At 67.1% G+C, this 23,259-nt stretch carries 23 protein-coding genes and 1 pseudogene; 15 read left to right on the forward strand and 9 right to left on the reverse strand.

Annotation, left to right across the window (positions count from 1 at the left end):
- Positions 1-76: 76 nt before the first annotated feature.
- The gene (locus BT264_RS21405; RefSeq protein ID WP_072440377.1) at positions 77-964 is read left to right on the forward strand and encodes a LysR substrate-binding domain-containing protein; all 888 of its coding nucleotides are present in this window, start codon (positions 77-79) and stop codon (positions 962-964) included.
- 22 nt (positions 965-986) lie between these two features.
- On the opposite strand, the gene BT264_RS21410 is transcribed toward BT264_RS21405, so the two are convergent.
- Complete coding sequence (locus tag BT264_RS21410) at positions 987-1,838, reverse strand: LysR substrate-binding domain-containing protein (protein ID WP_072440376.1); 852 nt, start codon at positions 1,836-1,838, stop codon at positions 987-989.
- Positions 1,839-1,944: 106 nt separating this feature from the next.
- Between BT264_RS21410 and BT264_RS21415 the strand changes: the two genes are divergently transcribed.
- Positions 1,945-2,592: a LysE family translocator gene (locus BT264_RS21415; protein WP_072440641.1), complete on the forward strand. Its 648-nt coding sequence runs from the start codon at positions 1,945-1,947 to the stop codon at positions 2,590-2,592.
- 35 nt (positions 2,593-2,627) lie between these two features.
- On the opposite strand, the gene sfnG is transcribed toward BT264_RS21415, so the two are convergent.
- Entirely contained in the window at positions 2,628-3,731 is a 1,104-nt protein-coding gene (gene sfnG / locus BT264_RS21420; RefSeq protein WP_072440374.1) for a dimethylsulfone monooxygenase SfnG, read from the reverse strand.
- Positions 3,732-3,766: 35 nt separating this feature from the next.
- Positions 3,767-4,327 (reverse strand): FMN reductase, encoded by a 561-nt coding sequence (msuE, locus tag BT264_RS21425; protein WP_072440639.1) that lies wholly within the window; start codon positions 4,325-4,327, stop codon positions 3,767-3,769.
- A gap of 229 nt (positions 4,328-4,556) precedes the next feature.
- Between msuE and BT264_RS39280 the strand changes: the two genes are divergently transcribed.
- The 3 genes from BT264_RS39280 (at position 4,557) to BT264_RS21440 (ending at position 8,017) form a co-directional block, all read left to right on the forward strand.
- Positions 4,557-4,925 (forward strand): hypothetical protein, encoded by a 369-nt coding sequence (locus BT264_RS39280; protein WP_072440372.1) that lies wholly within the window; start codon positions 4,557-4,559, stop codon positions 4,923-4,925.
- Positions 4,922-6,079, forward strand: coding sequence for a sigma-54 interaction domain-containing protein (locus tag BT264_RS21435; RefSeq protein WP_072440370.1), 1,158 nt, complete (start codon positions 4,922-4,924; stop codon positions 6,077-6,079). The genes BT264_RS39280 and BT264_RS21435 overlap by 4 nt, the downstream gene beginning before the upstream one ends.
- Before the next feature lie 237 nt (positions 6,080-6,316).
- On the forward strand, positions 6,317-8,017 hold the full coding sequence (locus BT264_RS21440; RefSeq protein WP_072440369.1) for a dihydroxyacetone kinase family protein: 1,701 nt from the start codon (positions 6,317-6,319) through the stop codon (positions 8,015-8,017).
- Between the two features lie 87 nt (positions 8,018-8,104).
- On the opposite strand, the gene BT264_RS21445 is transcribed toward BT264_RS21440, so the two are convergent.
- On the reverse strand, positions 8,105-8,965 hold the full coding sequence (locus BT264_RS21445) for an HTD2 family dehydratase (protein ID WP_072440367.1): 861 nt from the start codon (positions 8,963-8,965) through the stop codon (positions 8,105-8,107).
- A 301-nt stretch (positions 8,966-9,266) separates the two neighbouring features.
- Between BT264_RS21445 and BT264_RS21450 the strand changes: the two genes are divergently transcribed.
- From BT264_RS21450 to BT264_RS21485, 8 genes and pseudogenes are all read left to right on the forward strand, one after another.
- On the forward strand, positions 9,267-9,746 hold the full coding sequence (locus BT264_RS21450) for a MarR family winged helix-turn-helix transcriptional regulator (protein ID WP_072440365.1): 480 nt from the start codon (positions 9,267-9,269) through the stop codon (positions 9,744-9,746).
- Positions 9,743-11,866: an FUSC family protein gene (locus BT264_RS21455; protein ID WP_072440363.1), complete on the forward strand. Its 2,124-nt coding sequence runs from the start codon at positions 9,743-9,745 to the stop codon at positions 11,864-11,866. Before BT264_RS21450 ends, BT264_RS21455 begins: the two co-directional genes overlap by 4 nt.
- Before the next feature lie 34 nt (positions 11,867-11,900).
- Positions 11,901-12,113 (forward strand): DUF1656 domain-containing protein, encoded by a 213-nt coding sequence (locus tag BT264_RS21460; protein WP_034182541.1) that lies wholly within the window; start codon positions 11,901-11,903, stop codon positions 12,111-12,113.
- A 1-nt stretch (position 12,114) separates the two neighbouring features.
- A complete protein-coding gene (locus BT264_RS21465; RefSeq protein WP_072440361.1) occupies positions 12,115-13,092 on the forward strand; it encodes an efflux RND transporter periplasmic adaptor subunit in 978 nt (325 codons plus the stop codon).
- Positions 13,089-14,597 (forward strand): efflux transporter outer membrane subunit, encoded by a 1,509-nt coding sequence (locus BT264_RS21470; RefSeq protein ID WP_072440359.1) that lies wholly within the window; start codon positions 13,089-13,091, stop codon positions 14,595-14,597. The genes BT264_RS21465 and BT264_RS21470 overlap by 4 nt, the downstream gene beginning before the upstream one ends.
- A gap of 189 nt (positions 14,598-14,786) precedes the next feature.
- Positions 14,787-15,212, forward strand: coding sequence for a TOBE domain-containing protein (locus BT264_RS21475; RefSeq protein ID WP_072440358.1), 426 nt, complete (start codon positions 14,787-14,789; stop codon positions 15,210-15,212).
- A gap of 87 nt (positions 15,213-15,299) precedes the next feature.
- On the forward strand, positions 15,300-15,902 hold the full coding sequence (locus BT264_RS21480) for a nitrogen fixation protein NifQ (RefSeq protein ID WP_072440637.1): 603 nt from the start codon (positions 15,300-15,302) through the stop codon (positions 15,900-15,902).
- A gap of 59 nt (positions 15,903-15,961) precedes the next feature.
- A pseudogene (locus BT264_RS21485) lies at positions 15,962-16,321 on the forward strand (bleomycin resistance protein); the annotation flags it as partial.
- A 138-nt stretch (positions 16,322-16,459) separates the two neighbouring features.
- Here the strand turns inward: BT264_RS21485 and BT264_RS21490 are convergent.
- Together BT264_RS21490 and BT264_RS21495 are read right to left on the reverse strand one after the other, a co-directional pair.
- Positions 16,460-17,521, reverse strand: coding sequence for a DMT family transporter (locus BT264_RS21490; RefSeq protein ID WP_072440356.1), 1,062 nt, complete (start codon positions 17,519-17,521; stop codon positions 16,460-16,462).
- A gap of 499 nt (positions 17,522-18,020) precedes the next feature.
- On the reverse strand, positions 18,021-18,683 hold the full coding sequence (locus BT264_RS21495; protein WP_072440354.1) for a ProQ/FinO family protein: 663 nt from the start codon (positions 18,681-18,683) through the stop codon (positions 18,021-18,023).
- Between the two features lie 770 nt (positions 18,684-19,453).
- On the opposite strand from BT264_RS21495, the gene BT264_RS21500 reads away from it, so the two are divergent.
- Positions 19,454-20,038, forward strand: a complete 585-nt coding sequence (locus tag BT264_RS21500; RefSeq protein ID WP_072440353.1) for a DUF2889 domain-containing protein — start codon at positions 19,454-19,456, stop codon at positions 20,036-20,038.
- A gap of 99 nt (positions 20,039-20,137) precedes the next feature.
- On the opposite strand, the gene BT264_RS21505 is transcribed toward BT264_RS21500, so the two are convergent.
- A complete protein-coding gene (locus BT264_RS21505) occupies positions 20,138-20,629 on the reverse strand; it encodes a flavodoxin family protein (protein ID WP_072440351.1) in 492 nt (163 codons plus the stop codon).
- A 198-nt stretch (positions 20,630-20,827) separates the two neighbouring features.
- A complete protein-coding gene (locus BT264_RS21510) occupies positions 20,828-21,481 on the reverse strand; it encodes a TetR/AcrR family transcriptional regulator (protein ID WP_072440350.1) in 654 nt (217 codons plus the stop codon).
- Positions 21,482-21,563: 82 nt separating this feature from the next.
- Between BT264_RS21510 and BT264_RS21515 the strand changes: the two genes are divergently transcribed.
- Complete coding sequence (locus tag BT264_RS21515) at positions 21,564-22,691, forward strand: MBL fold metallo-hydrolase (RefSeq protein WP_072440348.1); 1,128 nt, start codon at positions 21,564-21,566, stop codon at positions 22,689-22,691.
- A gap of 252 nt (positions 22,692-22,943) precedes the next feature.
- Here BT264_RS21515 and BT264_RS38485 read toward each other — a convergent pair whose 3' ends face one another.
- The gene (locus BT264_RS38485) at positions 22,944-23,120 is read right to left on the reverse strand and encodes a hypothetical protein (RefSeq protein ID WP_218173354.1); all 177 of its coding nucleotides are present in this window, start codon (positions 23,118-23,120) and stop codon (positions 22,944-22,946) included.
- Between the last annotated feature and the right edge of the window lie 139 nt (positions 23,121-23,259).

Raw genomic sequence — 23,259 nt, forward strand, 5'->3', positions numbered from 1 at the left:
ACCGGGAATTCCAGTATCTTTGTAAATTCCGCGAGAAACAAACGAATTCTCGCCCGGCGAATATTGAATAAAACTCATGAATTATCGTCGCCTCACCCCGTCGATGTCGCTGCTGCTCGTGTTCGAGGCAGCCGCTCGGCACGAAAGCTACACGCGCGCAGCCGAGGAACTGTCGCTGAGCCAGAGCGCGATCAGCCGGCAGGTCCAGACGCTCGAGGATCAGCTCGGCGTGCCGCTGTTCCGGCGCGAAGGCCGCTCCGTGAAGTTGACCGAAGTCGGGCGCCGCTACTTTGTCGAGCTGAGCGGCGCACTGGGGCGCATCCGCGGCGCGACACTGCAGGCCATGTCCCACCAGGCAGGCGCCGGCACGCTGCGGCTCGCGACCTTGCCGACGTTCGGCTCGAAATGGCTGCTGCCGCACCTGCACGACTTCTACGCCGCGCATCCGGGCGTGACCGTGCATCTTCATTCGCGGATCGGCGCGATCGATTTCCTCAACGACGACCTCGACGCGGCCATCACCGTCGGCGCGGACGACTGGCCCGGCCTGCACGCGCATCGGCTGTACAACGAGTTCCTGATCGCGATCGCGAGCCCCGATGCGGGCAGCCGCAAGGCCGGCGCGCGCTCGCCGGCCTGGGCCGCGAAACAGACGCTGCTGGGCGTGACGAGCAACCAGCAGGCATGGGCCGAGTGGTTCTCGCACTATCGGCTCGATCATCGCCAGATGCGCATCGGCCCGAGCTTCGAGCTGACGTCGCACCTGATCCAGGCCGTGCGGGCCGGGATGGGAATCGGGCTGGTGCCGAAGGTGCTGGTGGAAGACGAGTTGAGCCGCGACGAGCTCGTGTCGATCGGCGACGCGATTACGAGCCAGCGCAGCTATTACCTCGTCTACCCGCCGGGAAACGAGACGCTGCCGTCACTCGTCGCGTTCCGCGAATGGTTGCTGAAATCGTGCTGAAATGCCGCCGGCAACGTGCCGGTCACGCGCGCCATTCGCCGAGAATCTGCTCGGCGAGGTAGTCGCATGGCGGGCGCGCGGACTGCGCGCTGCGCGCGAGTACGACCTCGAGCTCCCCCAGCGGCGGCAACCCGTGGCTCTCGGAAAGCTGGACGAGGTGATCGGGAATGCAGCAGCGCGCCAGCGGCGCGACGGCAAGCCCGGCCTCGACCATGCTGAGCAGCCCGAGGTAGCTCGGGCTTTCGTATGACATCCGGAACGGGATGCGCTTCCGGTTCAGCGCCTTGATCGCGTGATCGCGCGCCATGCTGCCGCCGTGCGTGAAAAACGCCACCGGCAGCGGCCGCTCTTCCCATACATTCCGCTTCGGCGACCCGGTCCAGACGATCGGCTCCATCCGGATCAGCTCGCCGGTCACGCCCTTGATCCGCGTGAGACACGCGAGGTCGACCGTGTTGTCCTTCAGCATCGGCACGAGCGCGCTGCTCGGCTGGCCGATCACGCGCACTTCCACGCGCGGATGCATCGCCGCGAATTTGCCGAGCACCTGCGGCAGCAGCGACGAAATGTAGTCGTCGGGCACGCCGATCGTCACGCGGCCGCGAATCTCCGGGCGCACGACCGATGCCCACGCCTCGTCGCGCATCGCCAGCATCCGGCGCCCGTATTCGGCGAGCGTCATGCCGTCGTCGGTGGCCGTCACGTTGCGCGTGTCGCGGATGAAAAGCGGCTTGCCGAGCGCGTCTTCCAGCGCCTTGATCTGCATGCTCACCGCCGACGGCGACCGATGCACGGCCTGCGCGCCGTGCGCGAACGATCCGGATTCCGCGACGGCCACCACCATCGCCAGCACATCGAGGTCGAGCTTCTTCATTTCATTCAGATAATCTGATCAATCGATTCAGTTTATCCCGTTTTACTGTTCGCCTCCACGGTCGGACAATGAATCCCGTCAGCACTCGTTGCAGGAAGCGGAAAACATGCATACGTCCGGATCGCTCTACGGATTTCTCGTCATCGGCGGCATGCTCGCGGTCACGCCGGGGCCGAACATGGTCTACGTGATGTCGCGCTCGATCGCGCAAGGGCGCGCGGCCGGGCTCATTTCGCTGGCCGGCGTGATGATCGGTTACCTGTTCTACATGTTCGGCGCCGCGTTCGGCATCACGACGCTGTTCATGAGCGTGCCCTATGCGGGCAGCGTGCTCGGTGCGGTCGGTGCGGCCTACCTGCTGTACCTCGCATGGCAGGCGGTCAGGCCCGGCGGGCGTTCGCCGTTCGAGGTGCGGGCGCTGCCGAACGAGCAGCCGCTGCGGCTGCTGGCGATGGGCGCGACGACCAGCGTGCTGAATCCGAAGCTCGCGATGCTGTTCGTGTCGCTGCTGCCGCAGTTCATCGACTACCGGCAAGGCAGCGTGTTCGGCCAGTCGCTGTTTCTCGGTTCACTGCTGATCGCCGCGTTCGCATCGGCAAACGGGCTGGTGGCGATCTGTTCGAGCAGCATCGCGAAATTCCTGCACGGGCGCCCGACGCTGCTGCTCGCGCAGCGCTGGGCAATGGGCCTCGTCCTCGGCAGCCTCGGCGTGCAGATGGTTGTCGATGCATCGAAGATGGCTGGCGTGGCGTGAGTGCCGCGCTGGGGCAGCGCGGGCTCCCGCATCCATCACACGGCCACCGCCTGCCGCTGCGCCTCGAGTTCGCGCACGAGCGGCAGCACGCGCCGGCCGAAGTACTCGACTTCCTCGATGAAATGCAGGAACCCGGCCAGCACGAGATCGACGCCGATCGCCTTCAGCGCGACGATCCGTTCCGCAATCTGCTGCGGCGTGCCGATCAGGTTCGTGCGGAAGCCGTCGTTGTACTGCACGAGATCCTCGAACGTGGATTTCGCCCAGTTGCCCTCGCCTTCCGGCGACGCCTTGCCGGCCTCTTTCACCGCATCGCCGAACGCATGCACGGCTTCGACGTGCGCGTGCCGGACGATGTCGTCGAGCACGGCCCGCGCCTCTTCCTCGGTGTCCCGTGCGATCACGAACGCGTTGACGCCGATGCGCACGCGATGATTGTTCGCGGCCGCCTTCGCGCGGATATCGTCGATCTGCGCCTTCAGGTTCTCCGGCGTATTGCCGTTCGTGAAATACCAGTCGGACACGCTCGCCGCGTTGTCGCGCGCCGCGCGCGAGCTGCCGCCCTGGAAGATTTCCGGATGCGGTTTCTGCACGGGTTTCGGGCTCAGCGTGTAGTCGTTGAAGCGGTAGAAATCGCCCTTGAACGTGAAGTTGTCCTGCGTCCAGATGCCCTTCAGCGCCTGAATGAATTCCTTCGAGCGCCGATAGCGCTCGTCGTGCTCGAGCCACGGCTCGCCGATCGCGGTGAATTCGCCCTTGAACCAGCCGCTCACGACGTTGATCGCGATGCGTCCGTTCGAGATGTGATCGATCGTCGCGAGCTGCTTCGCGACCACCGCCGGATGCCACGGCCCCGGCAGGATCGCGGCGAGCACCTTGAGCTTCGTCGTCGCATGCAGCAGCGCCTGGCTGAACGACACCGACTCGTGCTGGTATTCGGCGCCGTAGCCGGCCGTGAAGCGGATCTGGCTCAGCGCATAGTCGAAACCGGCCGCTTCGGCCGTGCGTGCGAGTTGCTGATTGTATTCGAGGCTCCAGTCGGTGCGCTGCTCGATCGTGCTGACGACGAGGCCGCCGCTGACGTTCGGTACCCAGTAGGCGAATTTGACGCCATCGGCGGAAGAGTCGGTAAGGCTCATGAAGGTGTCCTGGTCGAAGGGGAAACGGAAACGGCCTACGCAGCCGCGGCGGAAAGCGCATGCGGACGCAGTTGCGGCACGGCGCGTTCCACGGCGAGCGCGATGCGCGCGCGCAGCGCCGGATTCGCGATTTCGTATCGGTCGAAATCGCTTTCGGATGCGTACACGCCGATCGGCAGCGTGCGCGCCTGGAAGAAGCTGAACAGCGGCCGCAATTGATGATCGATCACGAGCGCATGACGCTCGCTGCCGCCGGTGGCGGCGAGCAGCACGGGCACGTCGACGAGCGCGTCGTGACGCACGAGGTCGAACAGGTGCTTGAAGAGGCCCGTGTATGACGCGCGATACACGGGGCTCGCGACGACGAGCGCATCGGCCGTCTCGATCGCGCGGATCCGCGCTTCGAGGTCAGCGGGCACCTGCGCGCGCGTCAGTGCACCGGCCAGCCGGCCGCCGATCTCGCCGAGTTCGATCAGCCGCGTATCGATCGGCAGCGCGACGCCGAGCGCCGCGACGATCGCGTCGGTCAGCGCCAGCGTGCGCGACGGCCGTTGCAGGCCGCCCGATATCGCGACCACGTTGATGGCATTGCTCATCGGTTGCATTCCCATTGTCGAGTCGGGCGCCAACGCACCCGTCACGACATGGGTCCGCAAGGAGCGTGCCAATGCGGAGATCGCCATGAAAAGCAATCGTCTGCATGACGAAATGCGTCGCGATCGACGGCCTGTCGCGGCATATTCGCCGATCGCCGCATGTCGATAAGCGTGCCAGCCGGCGCATCACAACCATATTCCGCAGCGAGATGAATCACGGAAAACAGCTGTGCTGATTCGCTGCTTCCTGATCAGCAGCACGGTGTATGTCGTGGGCGTCTTTCCATTTCGGCTTGGAATCCGCAACGCACGCGGCACCCGTTCGCAGCGATCGCGCGCCGCCGCAACGCGGCACATCGCTGCAGCAGTGTCGAAACCGATGCTTTATCAACGTCCGCGCGCCACAATTCGCTTCACCGAACGACATCGCATTGCGCAACTGCATCCAGCGCAGCAATCCGGCATTGGTTATCAGAAATCGATGTTTCCCGCGTGGCGCAAAACGTTGAACACTCTGCTGAATACGCAGCACCCGGGCAGCAATGTCCATCGTGGCCTGACCGATCCGTGCAGCGACCCGATGCCTACACAGCCATGACATCCCATTCCGTATCGCCTCGCGCGGCCGACCTGCGCGTCGTCACGCCGTCCAGCGACGAACCGGGCGCGTCTGACGCCCGGCAAACAGCCGAACGCCTCGCGCCCGTCCTCACGCTGCCCGACCGGCCTGCGCTCGCGACGTCGATCCGCACCCGCGCGCAGGTGTTCGTCGATCCGCGTTCGGTCGCGCTGCTCGAACGGATTCGCCTCGTCGCACCGAGCGACGCGAACGTGCTGATCGTCGGCGAGACGGGCACCGGCAAGGAACTGATCGCGCGCCACGTGCACAGCCTCAGCCGCCGCAACAACGGGCCGTTCATCGCCGTGAACTGCGGCGCGTTCTCCGAAACGCTGGTCGAGAGCGAACTGTTCGGCCACGAGAAAGGGGCGTTTACGGGCGCGTTCAGCGCGAAACCGGGCTGGTTCGAAGCCGCGAACGGCGGCACGCTGTTTCTCGACGAGATCGGCGACCTGCCGCTGTCGATGCAGGTCAAGCTGCTGCGCGTGCTGCAGGAGCGCGAGGTCGTGCGGCTCGGTTCGCGCACGAGCACGCCGATCGACGTGCGCGTGGTCGCCGCGACCAACGTCGACCTGCAGCAGGCGGTCGCGACCGGGCATTTTCGCGGCGACCTGTTCTACCGGCTCAACGTCGTGCAGCTCGCGGTGCCGACGCTGCGCGATCGGCCGGGCGACATCCTGCCGCTCGCGCGCCACTTCTTCGACGACTACCGCAGCCGCCTCGGCTACGGGCCGCGCAGCATCGATCCGCGCGCCGAGCGCAGGCTCGAGGCGCACGGCTGGCCCGGCAATATCCGCGAACTGGAGAACGTGATCCATCATGCGCTGCTCGTAAGCCGCCACGATTCGCTGCAGGACACCGACCTGCACATTGCATCGCCGTGCATGCCGGCGGCCGCCGCGCGCGCGCCGAATTCGTCCGCCGCCGCGCAGGACGCGCTCGAACGCGCGCTGCGCGACCTGTTCGACGACGGGCACGGCAACCTGTTCGAACGCATCGAGGACACCGTGATGCGCGTCGCGTTCGAGTTCAGCCACCGCAACCAGATCCAGGCGGCGCGGCTGCTCGGCATCAGCCGCAACGTGCTGCGCGCGCGGCTGATTCGCGCGAAGGAGATCGCGGCGGCGAAGTAGCGGCGTCCCCTGGGCGGACCATCGCTCGCCCCGGCACGGCACAATCGCGCCCGCGATCCGTGCAGCGACGTCCCGACCTGATGTATCGTGGCGCGAAGCGCGCGCCCGTCGCCGCATCCGGGCGGCGATGCCGACCCTGCCTGCGACAGGGCACCCGCACGAACATCCGCTGCACGAAAGCCGTCCGGCGCCCACGCGGCCCGACCGAGCCCCGTTCACCCGTCAGGAACCGTCGCCATGAAGAAGCTTGTGAACCGCCCGTCCGATGTCGTGCGAGAAATGCTGGAAGGCATCGCGCGGCAGTCGCCGCATCTCGCGATCCTCGGCGACGAGCTCGTGCTCGTCCGCCAGCCGCTGCCCGAGCCGGCGCAACGGCCCGTCGCGATCCTCTCCGGCGGCGGCAGCGGCCACGAGCCCGCGCATGGCGGCTACGTCGGCGAAGGGATGCTGAGCGCGGCCGTGTGCGGCGAAGTGTTCACGTCGCCGTCCACCGACGCCGTGCTCGCCGCGATCCGCGCGAGCGCCGGCCCGAACGGCGCGCTGCTGATCGTGAAGAACTACACGGGCGACCGGCTCAATTTCGGGCTCGCCGCCGAACTCGCGCGGGCGGAAGGCATTCCGGTCGAGACCGTCATCGTCGCCGACGACGTGTCGCTGCGCAGCCGTGTCGAGCGCGGCCAGCGGCGCGGGATCGCCGGCACCGTGCTGATCCACAAGCTCGCCGGCGCGGCCGCCGCGCGCGGGCTGCCGCTCGCCCGCGTCGCGGGAATCGCGCGCGACGCGGCGGCCGAGCTCGGCACGATGGGCGTCGCGCTCGACGGCTGCACGATCCCGGGCGCCGACAAGTCGGGCTTCAGCCTCGCCGATCACGAAATCGAGCTCGGCCTCGGCATCCACGGCGAGAAAGGTGTCGAACGCCGCGCGCCGCTGCCGGCCGACGCGCTGGTCGACACGCTGCTGTCGAGCATCGTCGCCGATCTCGTGCTCGACGGCGGCGAGCGCGTCGCGCTGTTCGTCAACGGTCTCGGCGCGACGCCGGACATGGAACTCGCGATCGTGCTGCGCGCCGCGTACGACAACCTGAGCCGGCGCGGCATCGTCGTCGCGCGCGCGTGGGCCGGCACCTTCCTGTCGGCGCTGAACATGCCCGGCTGCTCGATCTCGGTGCTGCGGCTGAACGAAGAACGCGCGGCGCTGCTCGACGCGCCGACGCAGGCGCGTGCATGGCCGGGCGGCGGTGCCGTGAATGCGCACATCCGCGTGGCTGCGGCCGACTCGCACGACGCGCCGCTGCCGCCGCTCGACGCGGCCGGCAGCGCATGGGCCGCGCGCCTGCAGCCGGCGCTGCACGCGGTCGCGCAGACGCTGATCGATCACGAGCAGACGCTGACCGACCTCGATGCGGCGGCCGGCGACGGCGATCTCGGCGCGAGCATGCTGCGTGCCGCACAGGCGATTCTCGAATTGCCCGAAGCCGTGTACGGCACGCCGGCCGGTGCGCTCGCGGCGCTTGGCGCCGCGTTGCGCCGTGCCATTGCAGGCAGTTCGGGACCGTTCTATGCGACCGCGCTGCTGCGCGCGTCGCGCCGGCTGGCCGATATCGCGGAGCCGTCGGCACGCGACTGGGCCGCGGCGTTCCGCGGCGCAGTGGATTCGATCAGCGAACTCGGCGGCGCGCACGCCGGCGACCGGACGATGCTCGATGCGCTGGTGCCGGCCGCCGATGCATTCGACCGAGCGCTCGACGGCGATCGCGATCCCGCGAGCGCCTGGGCAGCGGCCGTCGAGGCCGCCGAACACGGCGCGCAGGAAACGGCGCGCATGACGCCGCGCGCGGGGCGTGCGAGCTATCTCGGCGAGCGCGCGATCGGCACGCCGGATGGGGGGGCCGTTGCGGTGTCGTACTGGGCGCGCGCGTTGCAGCCGCACGTGCGGTAAGCGCAAACGCGCCCGGGCGCGCCGGGCGCTATCTCGTCCGCCCGGGCAACAGCGTCGCCGATGAATGGAGGGAACCCAGAGCGTGCGCTATGCAACGGTCGCCGTAGCCTGCATCGTCAGCCAGCCATCCTGATCCTTCGCCCACAGCTCGATCGTCCCGCCGTCATCCGACGGCTTGCCGCACAGCGTGAACGGCTGCCCGTCGAAGGCCGGGCGCACCGCGCGGAACGCAAAGCTCGCGAGCGTCGCGTCGGGCCGTTCGCGATGCACGAGATCGACGAGCAGCGTCGCGATCAGCGGGCCGTGCACGACGAGCCCCGGATAACCTTCCTCCTGCGTCACATAGCTGCGGTCGTAGTGGATGCGGTGACCGTTGAAGGTCAGTGCCGAATAGCGGAACAGCATCACGGCGTCGGCGGCGACGATGCGCGACCACGTTTCGCCCGCGGGCGCCGCGATCGGCTTCGGCGCGCTCGCGCCCGGCTGCGGCGCGTCGCGATAGACGATGTCGTGCTCTTCCTCGACGCACAGCTCGCCGTCGCACTCGATCCGGTGCTGCACCGTCACGAACACGAGCCGGCCGCTGCGGCCCGTCTTGTCCTCGATGTTCGCGATCGTCGATTCGCGCGTCGCGCTGCGCCCCGCGCGCAGCGGCGCGTGAAACGTCAGGCGGCCGCCGGCCCACATGCGGCGCGGCAGCGGCACGGGCGGCAGGAAGCCGCCCCGCTTCGGGTGGCCGTCGGGGCCGACTTCGGCCATCGGCGCGACCGGCAGGAAGTAGAGCCAGTGCCACAGCGGCGGTACGACATCGCCGGGCGACGGGCGGTCGAGCGTGGCGGCCAGCGCGTTCAGCGGGAATGCGGTGATGTCGTCGTCGAGCGTTTCGGTCTTGCCGAGCCACGCGTCGATCGACGCCGCGTCGGCGGGCTGGGAAGATGAGGTCGACACGTGTGAAGTCTCCGATGCGGTTGCAATGGTCCTAATATGCACGCCGCGCGCCGTTTCGCGAACCCTCGCTCCGCATTTTTCCCGACGCGCAGCCCTGCCCGACGGATATCGTCCGACTATTCGATATAGTCGCCGCACCTGCCGCACGCGCCTCCCGGACACCGACCTTACAGCTTGACCATCGCCGGCACGCTGCCTAAATTGCTTCAAACGGGCCGGCCGGACCACGCGCGACATGACACGCGGGTGACAACAAACCGATAGTTTGCTATCGAATGTTTTTGCCCCTATCATCTCGCCCATGACCAATCTGCACGACCTCCGCCTCGCCGTCAGCAGCCTGCTCGTGCTGTCCGCGCGCAAGTGGCGCCGTACCAGCGACGGCGTGCTGAACGCGTACAACGTATCCGAAGCCTGCGCGACGCCGCTGTTGATCGCCGGCCGCCTCGGCGAAGGCGTACGGCAGGGCACGCTCGCCGAACACGTCGGCATCGAAGGGCCGTCGCTCGTGCGCCTGCTCGACCAGCTGTGCGCGGCCGGCCTCGCGCGCCGTGACGAGGATCCGCACGACCGGCGCGCGAAAACGATCTCGCTGACGGCCGCCGGCCGCGCGGTCACCGCGAAGATGGAGAAAGACCTGCGCGTGCTGCGCGCACAGGTGCTCAAGGGCGTCACGCGCGCCGACCTCGAAACGACGCTGCGCGTGCTGAACGCCTTCAACGCGTCCGACGCGACGCAGCCCGCGCCGCACCCGCCCCACGCCGCCGATTCCGCGTCATGACCTATCCGAGCCTTCGCGACTGGCTGTTCTCGGGCAAGACGTTCGCCGCGTCGATGCTGGCGCTGTACCTCGGCCTGTATTTCCAGCTGCCGCGCCCGTACTGGGCGATGGCGAGCGTCTACATCGTGTCGAACCCGTTCGTCGGCGCGACGCGCTCGAAGGCGCTGTATCGCGCGCTCGGCACCGCGCTCGGCGCGGCCGCCGCGATCTTCTTCGTGCCGCCGTTCGTCGAAACGCCGATCCTGTTCAGCATCATCGTCGCGACGTGGTGCGGCACGCTGCTCTACCTCGCGATCTCCGACCGCACCGCGCGCAGCTACGTGTTCATGCTCGCCGGTTATACGATGCCGCTGATCGCGCTGCCGACCGTGACCGATCCGTCCACGGTATTCGACGTCGCGATCGCGCGCACCGAGGAAATCGTGCTCGGTATCGTGTGCGCGAGCGTGGTCGGCAGTGCCGTGTTCCCGAACCGGCTCGCGCCGACGCTGATCGAGCGCACCGACGCATGGTTCAAGGACGCCGCGTTCTACGGTCGCGAGACGCTGTCCGGGCATATCGCCGGCAAGGCGCTGTCCGCGTGCCGGCAGCGCCTCGCGACGACGATCACCGGCCTCGAATTCCTGCTGAGCCAGTTGGGTTACGACCATGCGCATCCGAGCATCCTCGCGCGCGCGCAGGCGCTCGCGGGCCGGATGCAGTTGTTCCTGCCGCTGATGTCGTCGCTCGCCGATCCGCTGATCGCGCTGATGCGCGACCTGCACGTGCGCCCGCCCGCGCTCGACGCGCTGCTGGCCGACGCCGCGAAGTGGTTCGACGCACCGCTGCCGGCCGTGAAATCCGGCGCCGACGGCGACATGGCGCATGATCCGGTCGCGGACAATCTGCGCGAGCGCATCGCCGCGCTGCAGCCCGCCGACAGTGCACTGACGAGCTGGGACGGTGCGCTGCTGTCGAATGCGCTGTGGCGGCTGCGCCAGGTCATCGACATCTGGCAGGACTGCCGCTCGCTGCGCGCGCTGATCGCGAACGAGTCAGGCGTCTGGCAGCCGCGCTACCGGCACTGGCGGCTCGGCGGCACCGAACGCTTCTTCGATCGCGGGATGATGCTGTTCTCCACGCTGACCGTCGTGCTCGCGATCGTGTTCGCGTGCTGGCTGTGGATCTCGTCCGGCTGGCACGACGGCGCGGCCGCCGTCACGCTCGTGGCCGTATCGTGCAGCTTCTTCGCCGCGCTCGACGAGCCCGCGCCACTGGTGTTCAAGTTCTTCCTGTCGACGGCCGCGAGCGTCGTGTTCGCGGGCCTGTACCTGTTCGTCGTGCTGCCGCACGTGCACGACTTCGCGATGCTCGTGCTGATGTTCGCGGGCCCGTTCATCCTGATCGGCACGCTGCTGCCGCGCCCGCAGTTCAACATGGTGACGATGCTCGTCGCGGTGAACACGGCCACCTTCATCAGCATCCAGAGCGCATACGAAGCCGATTTCTTCGTGTTCCTGAACAGCAATCTCGCCGGCGTTGCCGGGCTGTTGTTCGCGTACCTGTGGACACGCGCGACGCGGCCGTTCGGCGCGGAACTCGCGGTGCGGCGCCTGCTGCGCTCGGGCTGGGAGGACGTCGTGCGCTCCGCATCGACACAGCCGCTCGACGACCAGCGCAACCACGCATCGCGGATGCTCGATCGCGTCACGCAACTGCTGCCGCGTCTCGGCGCATCCGACGACCACCGCCACCCGTCGATCGAAAGCTTCCGCGACCTGCGCATCGCGCTGAACGCGCTCGACCTGCGCCGCTCGCGCCGCCGGCTGTCGGGCGACGTGCCCGACGCGATCGATCGCGTGCTCGCCGGCGTCACCGACCACTACGCGCGCTGCGCGGCCGCGAACGCGCGCCAGCCCGCGCCGCCGGCGCTGCTCGCGTCGATCGACGACGCACTGCACCGCGTGGCCGGCCGCAACCTGCCGGGCACCGCACCGGCCGACGGCGGCACGGCGCCGGCCACGCCCGCCACGCACCGCCGGCTGCGCGACACGCTGCACGCGCTCGTCGGCCTGCGCCTGTCGCTGTATCCGGCCGCAGCCGCACAAGCGCCGCAGGCCCCGGGCGGAGCACGCGCATGATCCGGCTTTCCAACCTGTCCTTCCGAGCGCGACCATGATCGGCGAAATCGACATCTTCGGCGTATTCGTGCCGGCTCCGCTCGTGCTGATGCTGATCGCCTACCTGATCAACATCGTCGTGCGCGCGGTGCTCGAGCGCGTCGGCTTCTACCGCCTCGTCTGGCACCGTTCGATCTTCGACCTCGGCATCTACGTGTTCGTGTTTGCCGCTGTCGTGATCGTTTCCCATCATCTCGCGGCTACCTAACGTGAAAAAATCCTGGCTCTCGGCAGGGCAAATCCTGCTCACCCTGATCGTCGTCGTCGTGGCCGGCCTCGTGCTGTGGCGGATCATCAACTACTACATGTTCTCGCCGTGGACGCGCGACGGGCACGTGCGCGCCGACGTGATCCAGGTCGCGCCGGACGTGTCGGGCCTCATCACGTCGGTGCACGTCGCCGACAACCAGGAGGTCAGCCGCGGCCAGGTGCTGTTCGTGATCGACCAGGCCCGCTACACGCTCGCGGAACGGCTCGCCGAAGCGACGCTCGCGCAGCGCCGCACGACGCTCGCCCAGGCGAAGCGCGAATACGCGCGCAACCTGCAGCTCGGCAACCTCGTCGCAAGCGAGCAGGTCGAGGAAAGCCGCACGCGCGTCGAACAGGGCGAGGCCGCCGTCGCCGATGCGCAGGTGTCGCTCGACACCGCGAAACTGAACCTGCAGCGCACGACGATCGTGAGCCCGGTCGACGGCTACCTGAACGACCGCGCGCCGCGCGTCGGCGAATACGTGCCGGCCGGCCGCGCGGTGCTGTCGGTCGTCGACCGCAATTCGTTCCGCGTCGACGGCTACTTCGAGGAAACCAAGCTGCGCGGCATTCATATCGGCCAGCCGGTCGACATCGTCGTGATGGGCGAGCCGCATGCGCTGCGCGGCCACGTGCAGAGCATCGTCGCCGCGATCGAGGACCGCGACCGCACGCAGGGTGCGAACCTGCTGCCGAACGTGAACCCGGCATTCAGCTGGGTGCGGCTGGCGCAGCGCGTGCCGGTGCGCGTCGTGCTCGACGAGGTGCCCGACGACTTCCGGATGATCGCGGGCCGCACCGCGACGGTTTCGATGCGCGAAGCCGACACGCGCCGCCGCGACAACGCGAAGCCGGCTGCCGCCAGCGCGGCGTCGGCAGTCGCGCCGGTATCGACGGCTTCCGGTGCGGCCGCAAGGACGGCGGGAGCATCGCGATGAAACGGCACGGTCTGCGCCTCGCGGCGGCACTCGCGCCGCTCGCGCTCGCACTCGGCGCGTGCAAGTCCGTCGGCCCCGATTACACGCTGCCGCAGCAGGCCTATGTGAATGCACCGCTCGCGAACCATGCGCTCGACGACGCGAACGGCACGCTCGTGTCGCGCGACGCCGTGCCCGGCAACTGGTGGCAGCTATACGACGACCCCGTGCTCGACGAACTCGTGCGCGGCGCACTGAAATCGAACACCGACCTGCGCGTCGCCGCGGCCAACCTCGCGCGCTCGCGCGCGGCGCTGGAAGTCGCGAACGAACAGGGCGGGTTCTCGGGCGGCGCGGAGGCGGGCGTGCAACGCGCGCAGGAATCGGCTGAACAGTACCTGCTAGAAAACAAGCTGCCGGTCGTCAACGAAGGTGCGGTCGGCATCAACGTGTCGTACGAGATCGACCTGTTCGGCAAGCTGCGGCGCGGCGTCGAAGCCGCGCGCGCGGACAGCGAAGCCGTCAGGGCGGCCGGCGACCTGGCCCGCATCACGGTCGTCGCCGACGTGGTGCGGGCGTACGTCGAATCGTGCTCGGCCGGCGACGAGCTGGCGATCGCGAAGCAGTCGCTCGCACTGCAGAAGCAGCGCGTCGCGCTGTCCCAGCGGCTGCGCGATGCCGGGCGCGGCAACCAGACCGACGTGACGCGCGGCGTGACGCAGGTGCGCACGCTCGCCGCCGATATCCCGCGCTTCGAAGGCCGCCGCAAGGTCGCGCAATACCAGCTCGCCGCGCTGCTCGCGCGCTCGCCGGCCGACCTGCCGAAGGCCGTCGCCGAATGCGAACGCCTGCCTAAGCTGCGCCAGCCGATTCCGATCGGCGACGGCGCCGCGCTGCTGCGCCGTCGCCCCGACGTTCGCGAAGCCGAGCGGCAGCTTGCCGCGGCAACCGCGCGAATCGGCGTGGCGACCGCCGCGCTGTACCCGTCGATCAGCATCGGCGCGTCGGCCGGCTCGGTCGGCCTCGCCGCCGACCTGTTTTCGTCCACGACCAATCGCTGGTCGTTCGGACCACTGATCAGCTGGTCATTCCCCGTCAACGGCCAGCGTGCGCGTGTACGCGAAGCCGAGGCTGCGACGGGCGGCGCGCTCGCGCACTTCGACGGTGTCGTGCTGAACGCGCTGCGCGAAACGCAGTCGAGCCTCGCGACCTATGCCGCCGACGTGCAGCGCACTGATGCGCTGCGCACGGCCTACGAATCGGCGCGCCATTCCGCCGACGAAACGCACCGGCTCTATGCGGCCGGCCGCGAGTCGTTCCTTTCCGACCTCGATGCGACGCGCACGCTGACGAGCGTGCAGGCGCAGGTCGCGGCGGCCGAGGGGCAGGTCGCCGCCGATCAGGTGCGGCTGTTCCTCGCGCTTGGCGGCGGATGGGACAGCGACAACGCGGCGACCGCGGGGGATACCCGGCCCGCCACCGCGCGTGCCGCCTCTGCCGCATCGCCCCCCGCGACGAACGAGTAATGGCCCCAGCGTCATAGATCTCGGTATATGGCGCCGGCTTCATGAAACGCCGTGCGCGAACGGGTTTTCCTGATTCGCGCCATGGCATCCGGAGAACGACGGACGCCCGCGTTGACGGTAAACTGCCCGATGCACTTCCATTCATCTTCCGCTGCCGCTCCGGTAGCGTCATCCCCTCGGAGAGTCACCATGCGAACCAGCGCCCGCAACCATTTCGCCGGCCAGATCAGCGCCGTCAAGCCCGGTGCCGTCAACGACGAAATCACGCTCCGCACGCAGGACGGCCTCGACATCGTCGCCGTGATCACTCACGGCAGCGCGGCTTCGCTGGGCCTCGCGGCCGGCACGCAGGCGTTCGCGCTCGTCAAGGCATCGTCGGTCATCGTGATGGTCGACGTCGACAGCAGCAAGGTGTCGGCCCGCAACTGCGTCGCGGGCACCGTATCGTCGATCGCGAAGGGTGCGGTCAATTCGGAAGTCGTGATCCAGGCCGCGGGCGGCGCCGAAATCGTCGCGATCGTGACCAACGACAGCGTCGATCGTCTCGGCCTTGCGAGCGGCACGGCCGCGGCTGCGATCTTCAAGGCATCGAGCGTGATCGTCGGCGTCGAGTGATCGCATGACGAGCGCCGCGATCGTGATCCGGTGTGCGCCGCGCATTCGCGCGGGTCGTGTCGCCCGGCCGTCACGCGAGTGCGCACGATGATCGCCGCACTCGATCACACCGAACCGCCCTCGCATGAACGGGCGTTGCAGTCGCTGCTGCTCGCGGCGGCCAACGCCGACACGCCCGACGCTCGCCTGTTCGGCGCCCTCGTTGCGGCACGCGCGCGCCGCAACGAACTCGGGCTGCTCGGCCTGTCTCATCCGCAGTTGGCTGGCCTGCTTGCGCGCCAGTTTCAGCGCCTGCCTTCCCCCGATGCCGCCGCACTCGTGTCGACGGTTGCGATGGCGCTGCTGCCATCCACCCACGCGGCATTCGTCGCGACGCTGCACGCACGGCTGATGGACGACGCGAATCCCGCTGCGACCCGCGACGACGCCGACTGCCTCGCGTCGATCATCGCGCATGCGTGCCTGCGCCCCGATCATCTGTGGCGCGACCTCGGGCTCGACGGACGCGATGCGGTATCGGCGATGCTCGATCGCTATTTCCCCGCGCTCGCCGCGCGCAACGTCGCTCACCTGCGCTGGAAAAAATTCCTCGCACAGGAAGTGGCTGCATCGCTCGGCATACCACCGGGGCCCGCCCCCGGATGCCCGGGCTGCGAAGATTTCCGCTTCTGCTTTCCTCACACGCGATAGCCGCCGCGGCGGCTGCGCTGCCCGCGCGTTTCGTCGCATCGCCAACCGGAGAAACCGCCTTGACCGACATTGCGAGCCCCAACCTGCCGTCGCGCGATTTCGAAACCACGTCCCGCTTCTACGAGAAACTGGGGTTCGTCGAAACGTGGCGCGACGACGGCTGGATGATCCTCAAACGCGGTGACCTGTTGCTGGAATTCTTTCCGCACCCCGAACTCGATCCGGCCGCGAGTTGGTTCAGTTGCTGTTTCCGGCTCGCGGATGTCGGCGCCTTCTTCGACGGCATGCTCGCAGCCGGCATTCCGGAGCAACGGACCGGCTGGCCGCGTGCGCACCGGCCGACACGCGAAGCGTGGGGCGGCACGGTCGGCGCACTGATCGATCCGGACGGTTCGCTGATCCGGTTGATCCAGACGGAAGACCAGGCACGCCCCCTGTCGCTGCCGCGATCGAGCGGCGATGGAAATACACGGGCGCACGATTCGACGCATGCCCCATAAACGGTTACCTTGCGATGCGCATCGCATGCGTCGGGCCGTTCATCGCTTACGACGCAGTCAATGCCGATGCCGGTGATGAATGTCCGGGAAATGCGCGTGACTATGCGTGATCGGCAGATGCACATGCGGATGCGTGTGCGGCTCGTTGCCATCGTACGGAAAGTCGTGCGTATGCTGGTGATGTTCGTCGTGCCGATGCCGGTGAGTATGCTCGAGCCGCTCGTGCGCATGCGTGTGTTCGTGCCGTTCGCGCACATGCAGCCAGATGCCGAGCGCCATCAGCGCGGCGGCGATCCAGAACGTCGCGGGCGGCAGCGCGGGCCAGATCAGCAGCGACAGCACCACACCGAACAGCGGCGCGATTGAAAAATATGCGCCCGTACGCGCGCTGCCGAGATGACGCAGCGCGACGACGAACAGCACGAGGCTGATCCCGTAGCCGCCGAGCCCCGTCAGCATCGCGGCGGCCGTGACCGGTACGGCGGGCAGCGTTGCACCGGTCGCCAGCGCGATGCCGATGTTCACGGGCCCGGCGATCAGCCCTTTCACGCACGCGATGACCATCGCGTCGTTCGCGGCGACCTTGCGGGTCAGGTTGTTGTCGATCGCCCAGCACAGGCATGCGCCGACGATCAGCAGCGCGCCGACCGGCACGCCTGCCCGGCCCGGTATCCACGACAGCAGCGCGCCGCCAGCGACGATCGCGACCATTCCGAGGAACACCTGCACATCCACGTTCTCGCGAAACACGACCCACGCGATGACGGCCGTCAGCACGCCTTCGAGATTGAGCAGCAGCGCGCTCGTCGCAGCCGGCGTGCTCGACAGCCCAAGCATCAGCAACGCCGGGCCGGCCACGCCGCCCGCAGCGATCGCGCCGGCCAGCCACGGCAGGTCGGCGCGCTGCAGCGGCGCGGCATCCGCGGCCGATGCGCGGCGGTTGCGCAACCCGCGCAGCAGGATCCCGATGCCGAGCCCGACGCCGCTGCCGAGATAGAACAGGCCGGCGACCATGAACGGCGACATTGCGCCGATCAGCGCCTTGGCGAGCGGTGTCGCGGCGCCGAACAACGCGGCCGCGGCGAGCGCGACGAGAATCGCGGAATGTCTCTGGTTCATGATCCGATTTGAATTGACGTAAAAAAACGGCGGCCGTGGCTTCGGGTCGGTTCGTGTCGGCGCAAGCCTCCCGCACCTTTCGAAGTGCAAGCCGCATCGCGCTGAACAACCTGCGCGTGGTGTCACGATCCAGCCGGATTATCGCTCGTCATCATGTCACGATGGCCGGACCGCGTCGTTCACATGCCGATCGACAATCCCGGTATCGCTATTTTAGGAAACCGAATTATGTGATTGAAGTGCCATCACAATCAGGCATGCGTACTATCCATGCGCAAACTTCAAAGTCGAAGCATCGCAGATGCGGCGCCGATTGACGGAATCTGTTCGTCCGGTTGCGTTGCCGGTCTGATGTCGCAGGGGGAGTGCCGGCGAGTCAACCGCCGGTGGAGGTAGTCCTGACCTGCCCCTTTCGAGGCAGGTCAGTCTGTCGTGTGATTCACAGCATGCGGCATGCATGCGGGTGAGCGCCGTACAGTCGACGGCGACGCGGTGCGAGTTACTCGTTTCCGGCCGTTTGCTGCTCGATCTGCTGCGCAACGTCGGTTTGAGCTTCCGCGTTCGCCGGTTCCGGCGCTGCTGCTGCGGCCTCGGCCTGCTGCTCGGCCTTCGGCTGCTGCTGCGCGCCCTTGGACGATTGCGCCGCACCCTTGCCGGGACGGCGTGCCTTCAGCCGACGCGCCCGTGCGGCGTCGTCATGCGTCACGCGCCCTGCTTCGTTGCCCTGCAGATCGACCCGCACCGCGTCTTCGACAAGGCACGACCAGTAGCGGTTGCCGCGGCACCACGTCGACATCGCTTCACGCAGTTCGGCTTCGTTGAGGCCCACGGCCTGAGCCTCGCGTGCGAGGTCGTCCCAGATGCCGACCTTGAGCGGTACTTTGGGGGCCGGATTCTTCGGGAACGCGCGCGGAAACTTCCGCTGCAGTTTGCCGATCGCAACGATGACCGGATCGACCGGCGCCGACGGCTTCGCCGAAGTGGGCTTCGCGCGGTGCTGCGCTTTGGCGCCGGCACCCGGTTTGGCCCCGCGGGCCGGCTGGTCGCCGGACTTCGGCTTCGCGCCGGCGTCCGTCGGCGCTGCAGGTCGCTTCGCGTTGCGCTCCTGCTTGGCCTTCGCTGCGAGCTGCGCCCGTAATTCGGCAAGTTGTTCAAAACCCATAAATTCAATCCACCAGGAATATAAGGTGTGGTTCGTGCGGCCATTCCGTGCGACGCAAAAAGCTTCGCCGCCACGCGTGCGACCCGTCTGCCGCCGATGCGGAACACTACGGGGCCGCATCGCGCACGCCACTCTGTTTTCAGGCACCCGGCCACGATGCCGGACAAGGCAGGAGGGAAGTATACCGGTACGCGCGACGGCCGGCTGACTCGCCGGTCTGCATTTGCCCGATCCAGCGTGCGGAAAATGCGTCCGCGCGGCCGCGTTGCGCATTATATGTATACGTTTCCGGAAGTCACGTCGTTCACAACCGTCGTCGAAAATCGGGCCAGTTGTGAGCGAAACGGTCGGCCCGACGGCGTTCGCTGATCGACGCCCGACGCGTGGTGTTACGCGTTGCGGAGCCGAAAAAGATCGTGCCGCGCGAGCGCATCGCCGGCCACGGCGACGATTCCGGATCGCGGACGGCATCCCGTCGGCTGCATGCGAATCGGCGATCGCGACAACGGGACGCACATGACGATGGATCGACGCAGCCTGTCGTGACATCCCGGTACGCCCATCGATTGCACCGGACCCATGCACGACTCGTTGCGTCCGCATCGATCGTGTGGCGTACGAAGATGCCGGAAAATGCGTAGTATGGCCGGGTCACCGTCGTCGGCAGCGTACCTTGGCCCGTACCTCGGCCCGTTTTGCGGCGTCCCCGGTCGGCCGGCGGCATCCCTCTTGCCTGCTAAAGAACCGGTTGTACGAAGCGGAGCGGATACATGGTTCTCCCACACGACATCCCGCACGACGGCATCACGCGCGAGGAGATTCACCATCGGCAGATCGACATGCGCGGTTATCGGCGCAGCGACGGCCTGTTCGAAGTGACGGCCTGCCTCGCGGACCGCAAGACCAGCGATTTCACGCCACCGGGCGGCACGCGAACGGTCGCTGCGCTGTCTCCGATCCACGATCTCGGCGTGACGCTGGTCTTCGACGCCGACATGGTCGTACGCGCCGTATCCACGTTCATCCGGTCGCATCCGTATGCGCAGTGTCCCGGCGGCGGCGACTCGCTGCAGGCGCTTGTCGGACTGAGCATCGGTTCCGGCTGGAACAGCGAGATCCGCAAGCGTCTGCCGTCCTGCGATACGTGCACGCATCTGAAGGAATTGCTCGGCCCGGTCGCAACCACGGCCTATCAGACGATGGTCGGCGTGCGGCGGTCGTCGCTCGACGCCCGCGACCGCGAAGGCAAGCCGCTCAAGATCGACAGTTGCCATGCGTATGGCGCGTCGCGCGATCTCGTGAAACGTCTTTGGCCCGAATACCACCAGCCTGTGCCGACGGCAAAAGGAAGCTAAGGTCCCGGCATTCGGCCGGTTCGACGTCTGCAGGATCGGTGACGCACATGGATGCGTGCGTTGTCTGCGCGGACCAGCGCCAATGCTGCCGGTCCGAAATCAGAAGACGCCCAGCGCGAGTCCGGCGGCAAGGCCCGCGCCGAGTTCGGCGCAGCGCGCACGATCATCGTCGTCGATCGTCTTCGGCGCGAGGATGCGCTCAGGCGTCTGCGCGTGCGTACAGACGATCAGGCCTGGCGCCACGTTCTTCAATCGCCATCCGGTCGCAATCCGGTCTATCTGGCGCAGCGCGTTCTGTCCGTCGCTTCCCGCGCAGATCATTGCCGCGTACGGACGGCCGTTCACGCGATCGAGCGCCGCGTAGTAGCAGCGATCGAAAAAGTCCTTCATCAGCCCGGACATCGACGCAAGATTCTCGGGCGTCGCAAACAGGTATGCGTCGGCGGCCAGCACATCGTCTGCACTCGTCGCGTCCGCGCGCTGCAGCCTGACGTCGATGCCGGGTTGCTCGCGCGCCGCGTCGGCCGCCGCTTCGGCCATCTGTTGCGTGCCTCCGGTCATCGTGTGATAGACGATCAACAGCGTCTTCATTCGTAGTCGCTCGCGTCAGGCTTCAGGTGGGTCGGGGTATCGCCGGTTTCCGCTGGATGGACAGTCGTCGCGTGTGTGGGGGCGGTTGTGCGTTCGCTCTTGCGGATCAGTCGGTTTGCCGGCTCAGCGATGCCAAGCGTGCATCGATCGCGTGCATGACATCGACCTCGATTCGCGCATGATCTTCCTGATGCGCGGTCAATCCGGCGCGACGCGTAATGCGTCGCCGTCGTCCGGACGCGCGTAGTACGCGAGAAACATGTCGGCGGCCGATTCCGCGACTTTCTGTTGCTCCGGCGCCGTGAGCGGCGGCTGGCCCATCGTCACCTGCGGCCAGAATGCGAATGCCTTCACGACACCATGCAACTGATGCGCGGCAAACACCGGATCGGTGACCGACAGGCGGCCGGCCAACGCTGCCGCACGCACCCAGACCGTCAGGTCTTCCTCGCGCTCGCCGAGGCGTTCGACCATGTCGCGCGCACGCTCCGGCGAATGGATGGCCGCGCCGATCGCGACGCGCGCAAGTACGAGAAACGCATCGTCGTTCAGCAGGCGCAATTTGCGCTCCAGCAAGGCGAGCAGTTGCTCGCGCAGCGGCACGTCGGTGCGATAAGTCGGTGAGCTACCGGTTTGGGTCGCATCCCACAGCTTGTGCAGGATCGCGGCGAACAACGTTTCCTTGCCGGGAAAGTGGTTGTAGACCGTACGCTTCGACACGTCCGCGCGCGCAGCGATGCGATCCATGCTGGTTGCATCGTAGCCGGCAGCGAGAAATTCCTCGATCGCCGCGTCGATGATGGCCGCACGCTTTCGATCGGTCAGGCGTTGAGGGAGAGAGCTGGTATCCATGTGGAAATTTTACACCGCTCAGTTTACTTATCCCGGAAATAAACTACACTGTTCAGTGCACTTTTTCTTCGGACGAACCAACATGGCATCGCCTCTCGTTTTGATTCACCGCATTCTGGGTTTTGCAGCCGCCAGGCGCGGCCGCGCGCTGTCCGGCGGTTCGCCGCAGCACAATGGCGAGCGCTTCAGCAATGTTGCGCCGCGTCCCGTCGAAGGTATCGGCAAGACGCTCGGGATCGCCTGGACGATGCTGTTCAACAAGTCGCGCAATACCGTGCCGGCTGGCGCGCTGCCCGTCGATTTGCTGACCCGCGCACAGCTTGACGCTGCGCCCGATCGCAGCCTGTACCGGCTCGGCCATTCGACACTGCTACTCAAGCTGCGCGGCGAATTCTGGCTGACCGATCCCGTGTTTGCCGAGCGTGCATCGCCGTTTCGGAATGTTGGCCCCAAGCGCTTCCATGCGCCGCCGATAGCGCTTGAAGATCTTCCGCCGCTACGCGGTGTGATCCTGTCGCACGATCACTACGATCACCTCGACCGCGAAACGGTGCTCGCGCTCGCGGCCACCACCGGCGTGTTCGTGACAACGCTGGGCGTCGGCGACCGCCTGATCGAATGGGGCGTCGACGCGAAGAAGGTCCGTCAGATCGACTGGTGGCAGAGCGTCGACGTGGCCGGCCTGACGCTGACCGCAACACCCGCGCAACACTTCTCCGGGCGCAGCCTGTTCGACGGCAACAGCACGCTGTGGGCGTCGTGGGTCATCGTCGACGACGACTTGCGTGTGTTTTTCAGCGGCGACACGGGCTACTTCGACGGGTTCCGTACGATCGGCGAGCGCCTCGGGCCGTTCGACGTGACGCTGATCGAAACGGGCGCATACGATGCGCAATGGCCGTACGTGCACATGCAACCAGAAGAAACCGTTCAGGCGCATATCGATTTGCGCGGACGCTGTCTGATCCCGATCCACAACGGTACATTCGATCTCGCGATGCATCGCTGGCACGAGCCGTTCGAGCGAGTAACGGCGTTGTCGATCGTGCGCGGCATCGAGTTGTCCACGCCCAGAATGGGCGAGCGCCTTGATCTCGACGAGCCGCATCGAGGCGAGCGGTGGTGGCGCACGGTAGACGAGCACGCGAACGCGGCAGCGGCAACGAAATCGCGCAGGTGGCAATTTTGCGCGTCGCAAGCGACGAAATAGGTTCGCCTGTCGTTACGTCTTTCGTGCGGAAGCGCGGCGGTGCCGCGTTTCCGGCCATCGCGTTTTCGGGGCAGTTGTTCATTGACGGCTTGTCTGCCGATACGATCACCTGAATCGGAAATGATGCACGCGGCGCCGCCCAATAGCTTCATTCAACAATACGAGGCACCGGTTGACCGACCGCGACAGCAGGCTTCGGCAAACGCGGGCGGATCGCATCTGCAAATTCGCACGCAAGTTTAGATAGTCGGCTCAATCTTCCATCATTACTTCCACCAGCTCACCGCCATGATCACCGCCATGAGCCCGCAGAAGAATAGATGTGACCTTGCGGTTCAACCGATTTGCAACGGCAGATGAGCCGTCGGTCGCCCCCAAGAATTCCACAACTCTTTGTAGTATCGCGCGATCGGTGAAAACCGTTGTCACGTGACAACTCGCGCCGGACATCAGATCAGTGACTCGGCGAGCGATCGTCATGCACCGGACCAACACTCACTGGACGTTGTCTACGATAGCGTTCGGCGCAAGATGTATCGAAAACCACCAATTACGTATCAATCACAAC

It is taken from the genome of Burkholderia sp. NFPP32, from assembly GCF_900119325.1.
Taxonomy (GTDB): domain Bacteria; phylum Pseudomonadota; class Gammaproteobacteria; order Burkholderiales; family Burkholderiaceae; genus Burkholderia; species Burkholderia pyrrocinia_C.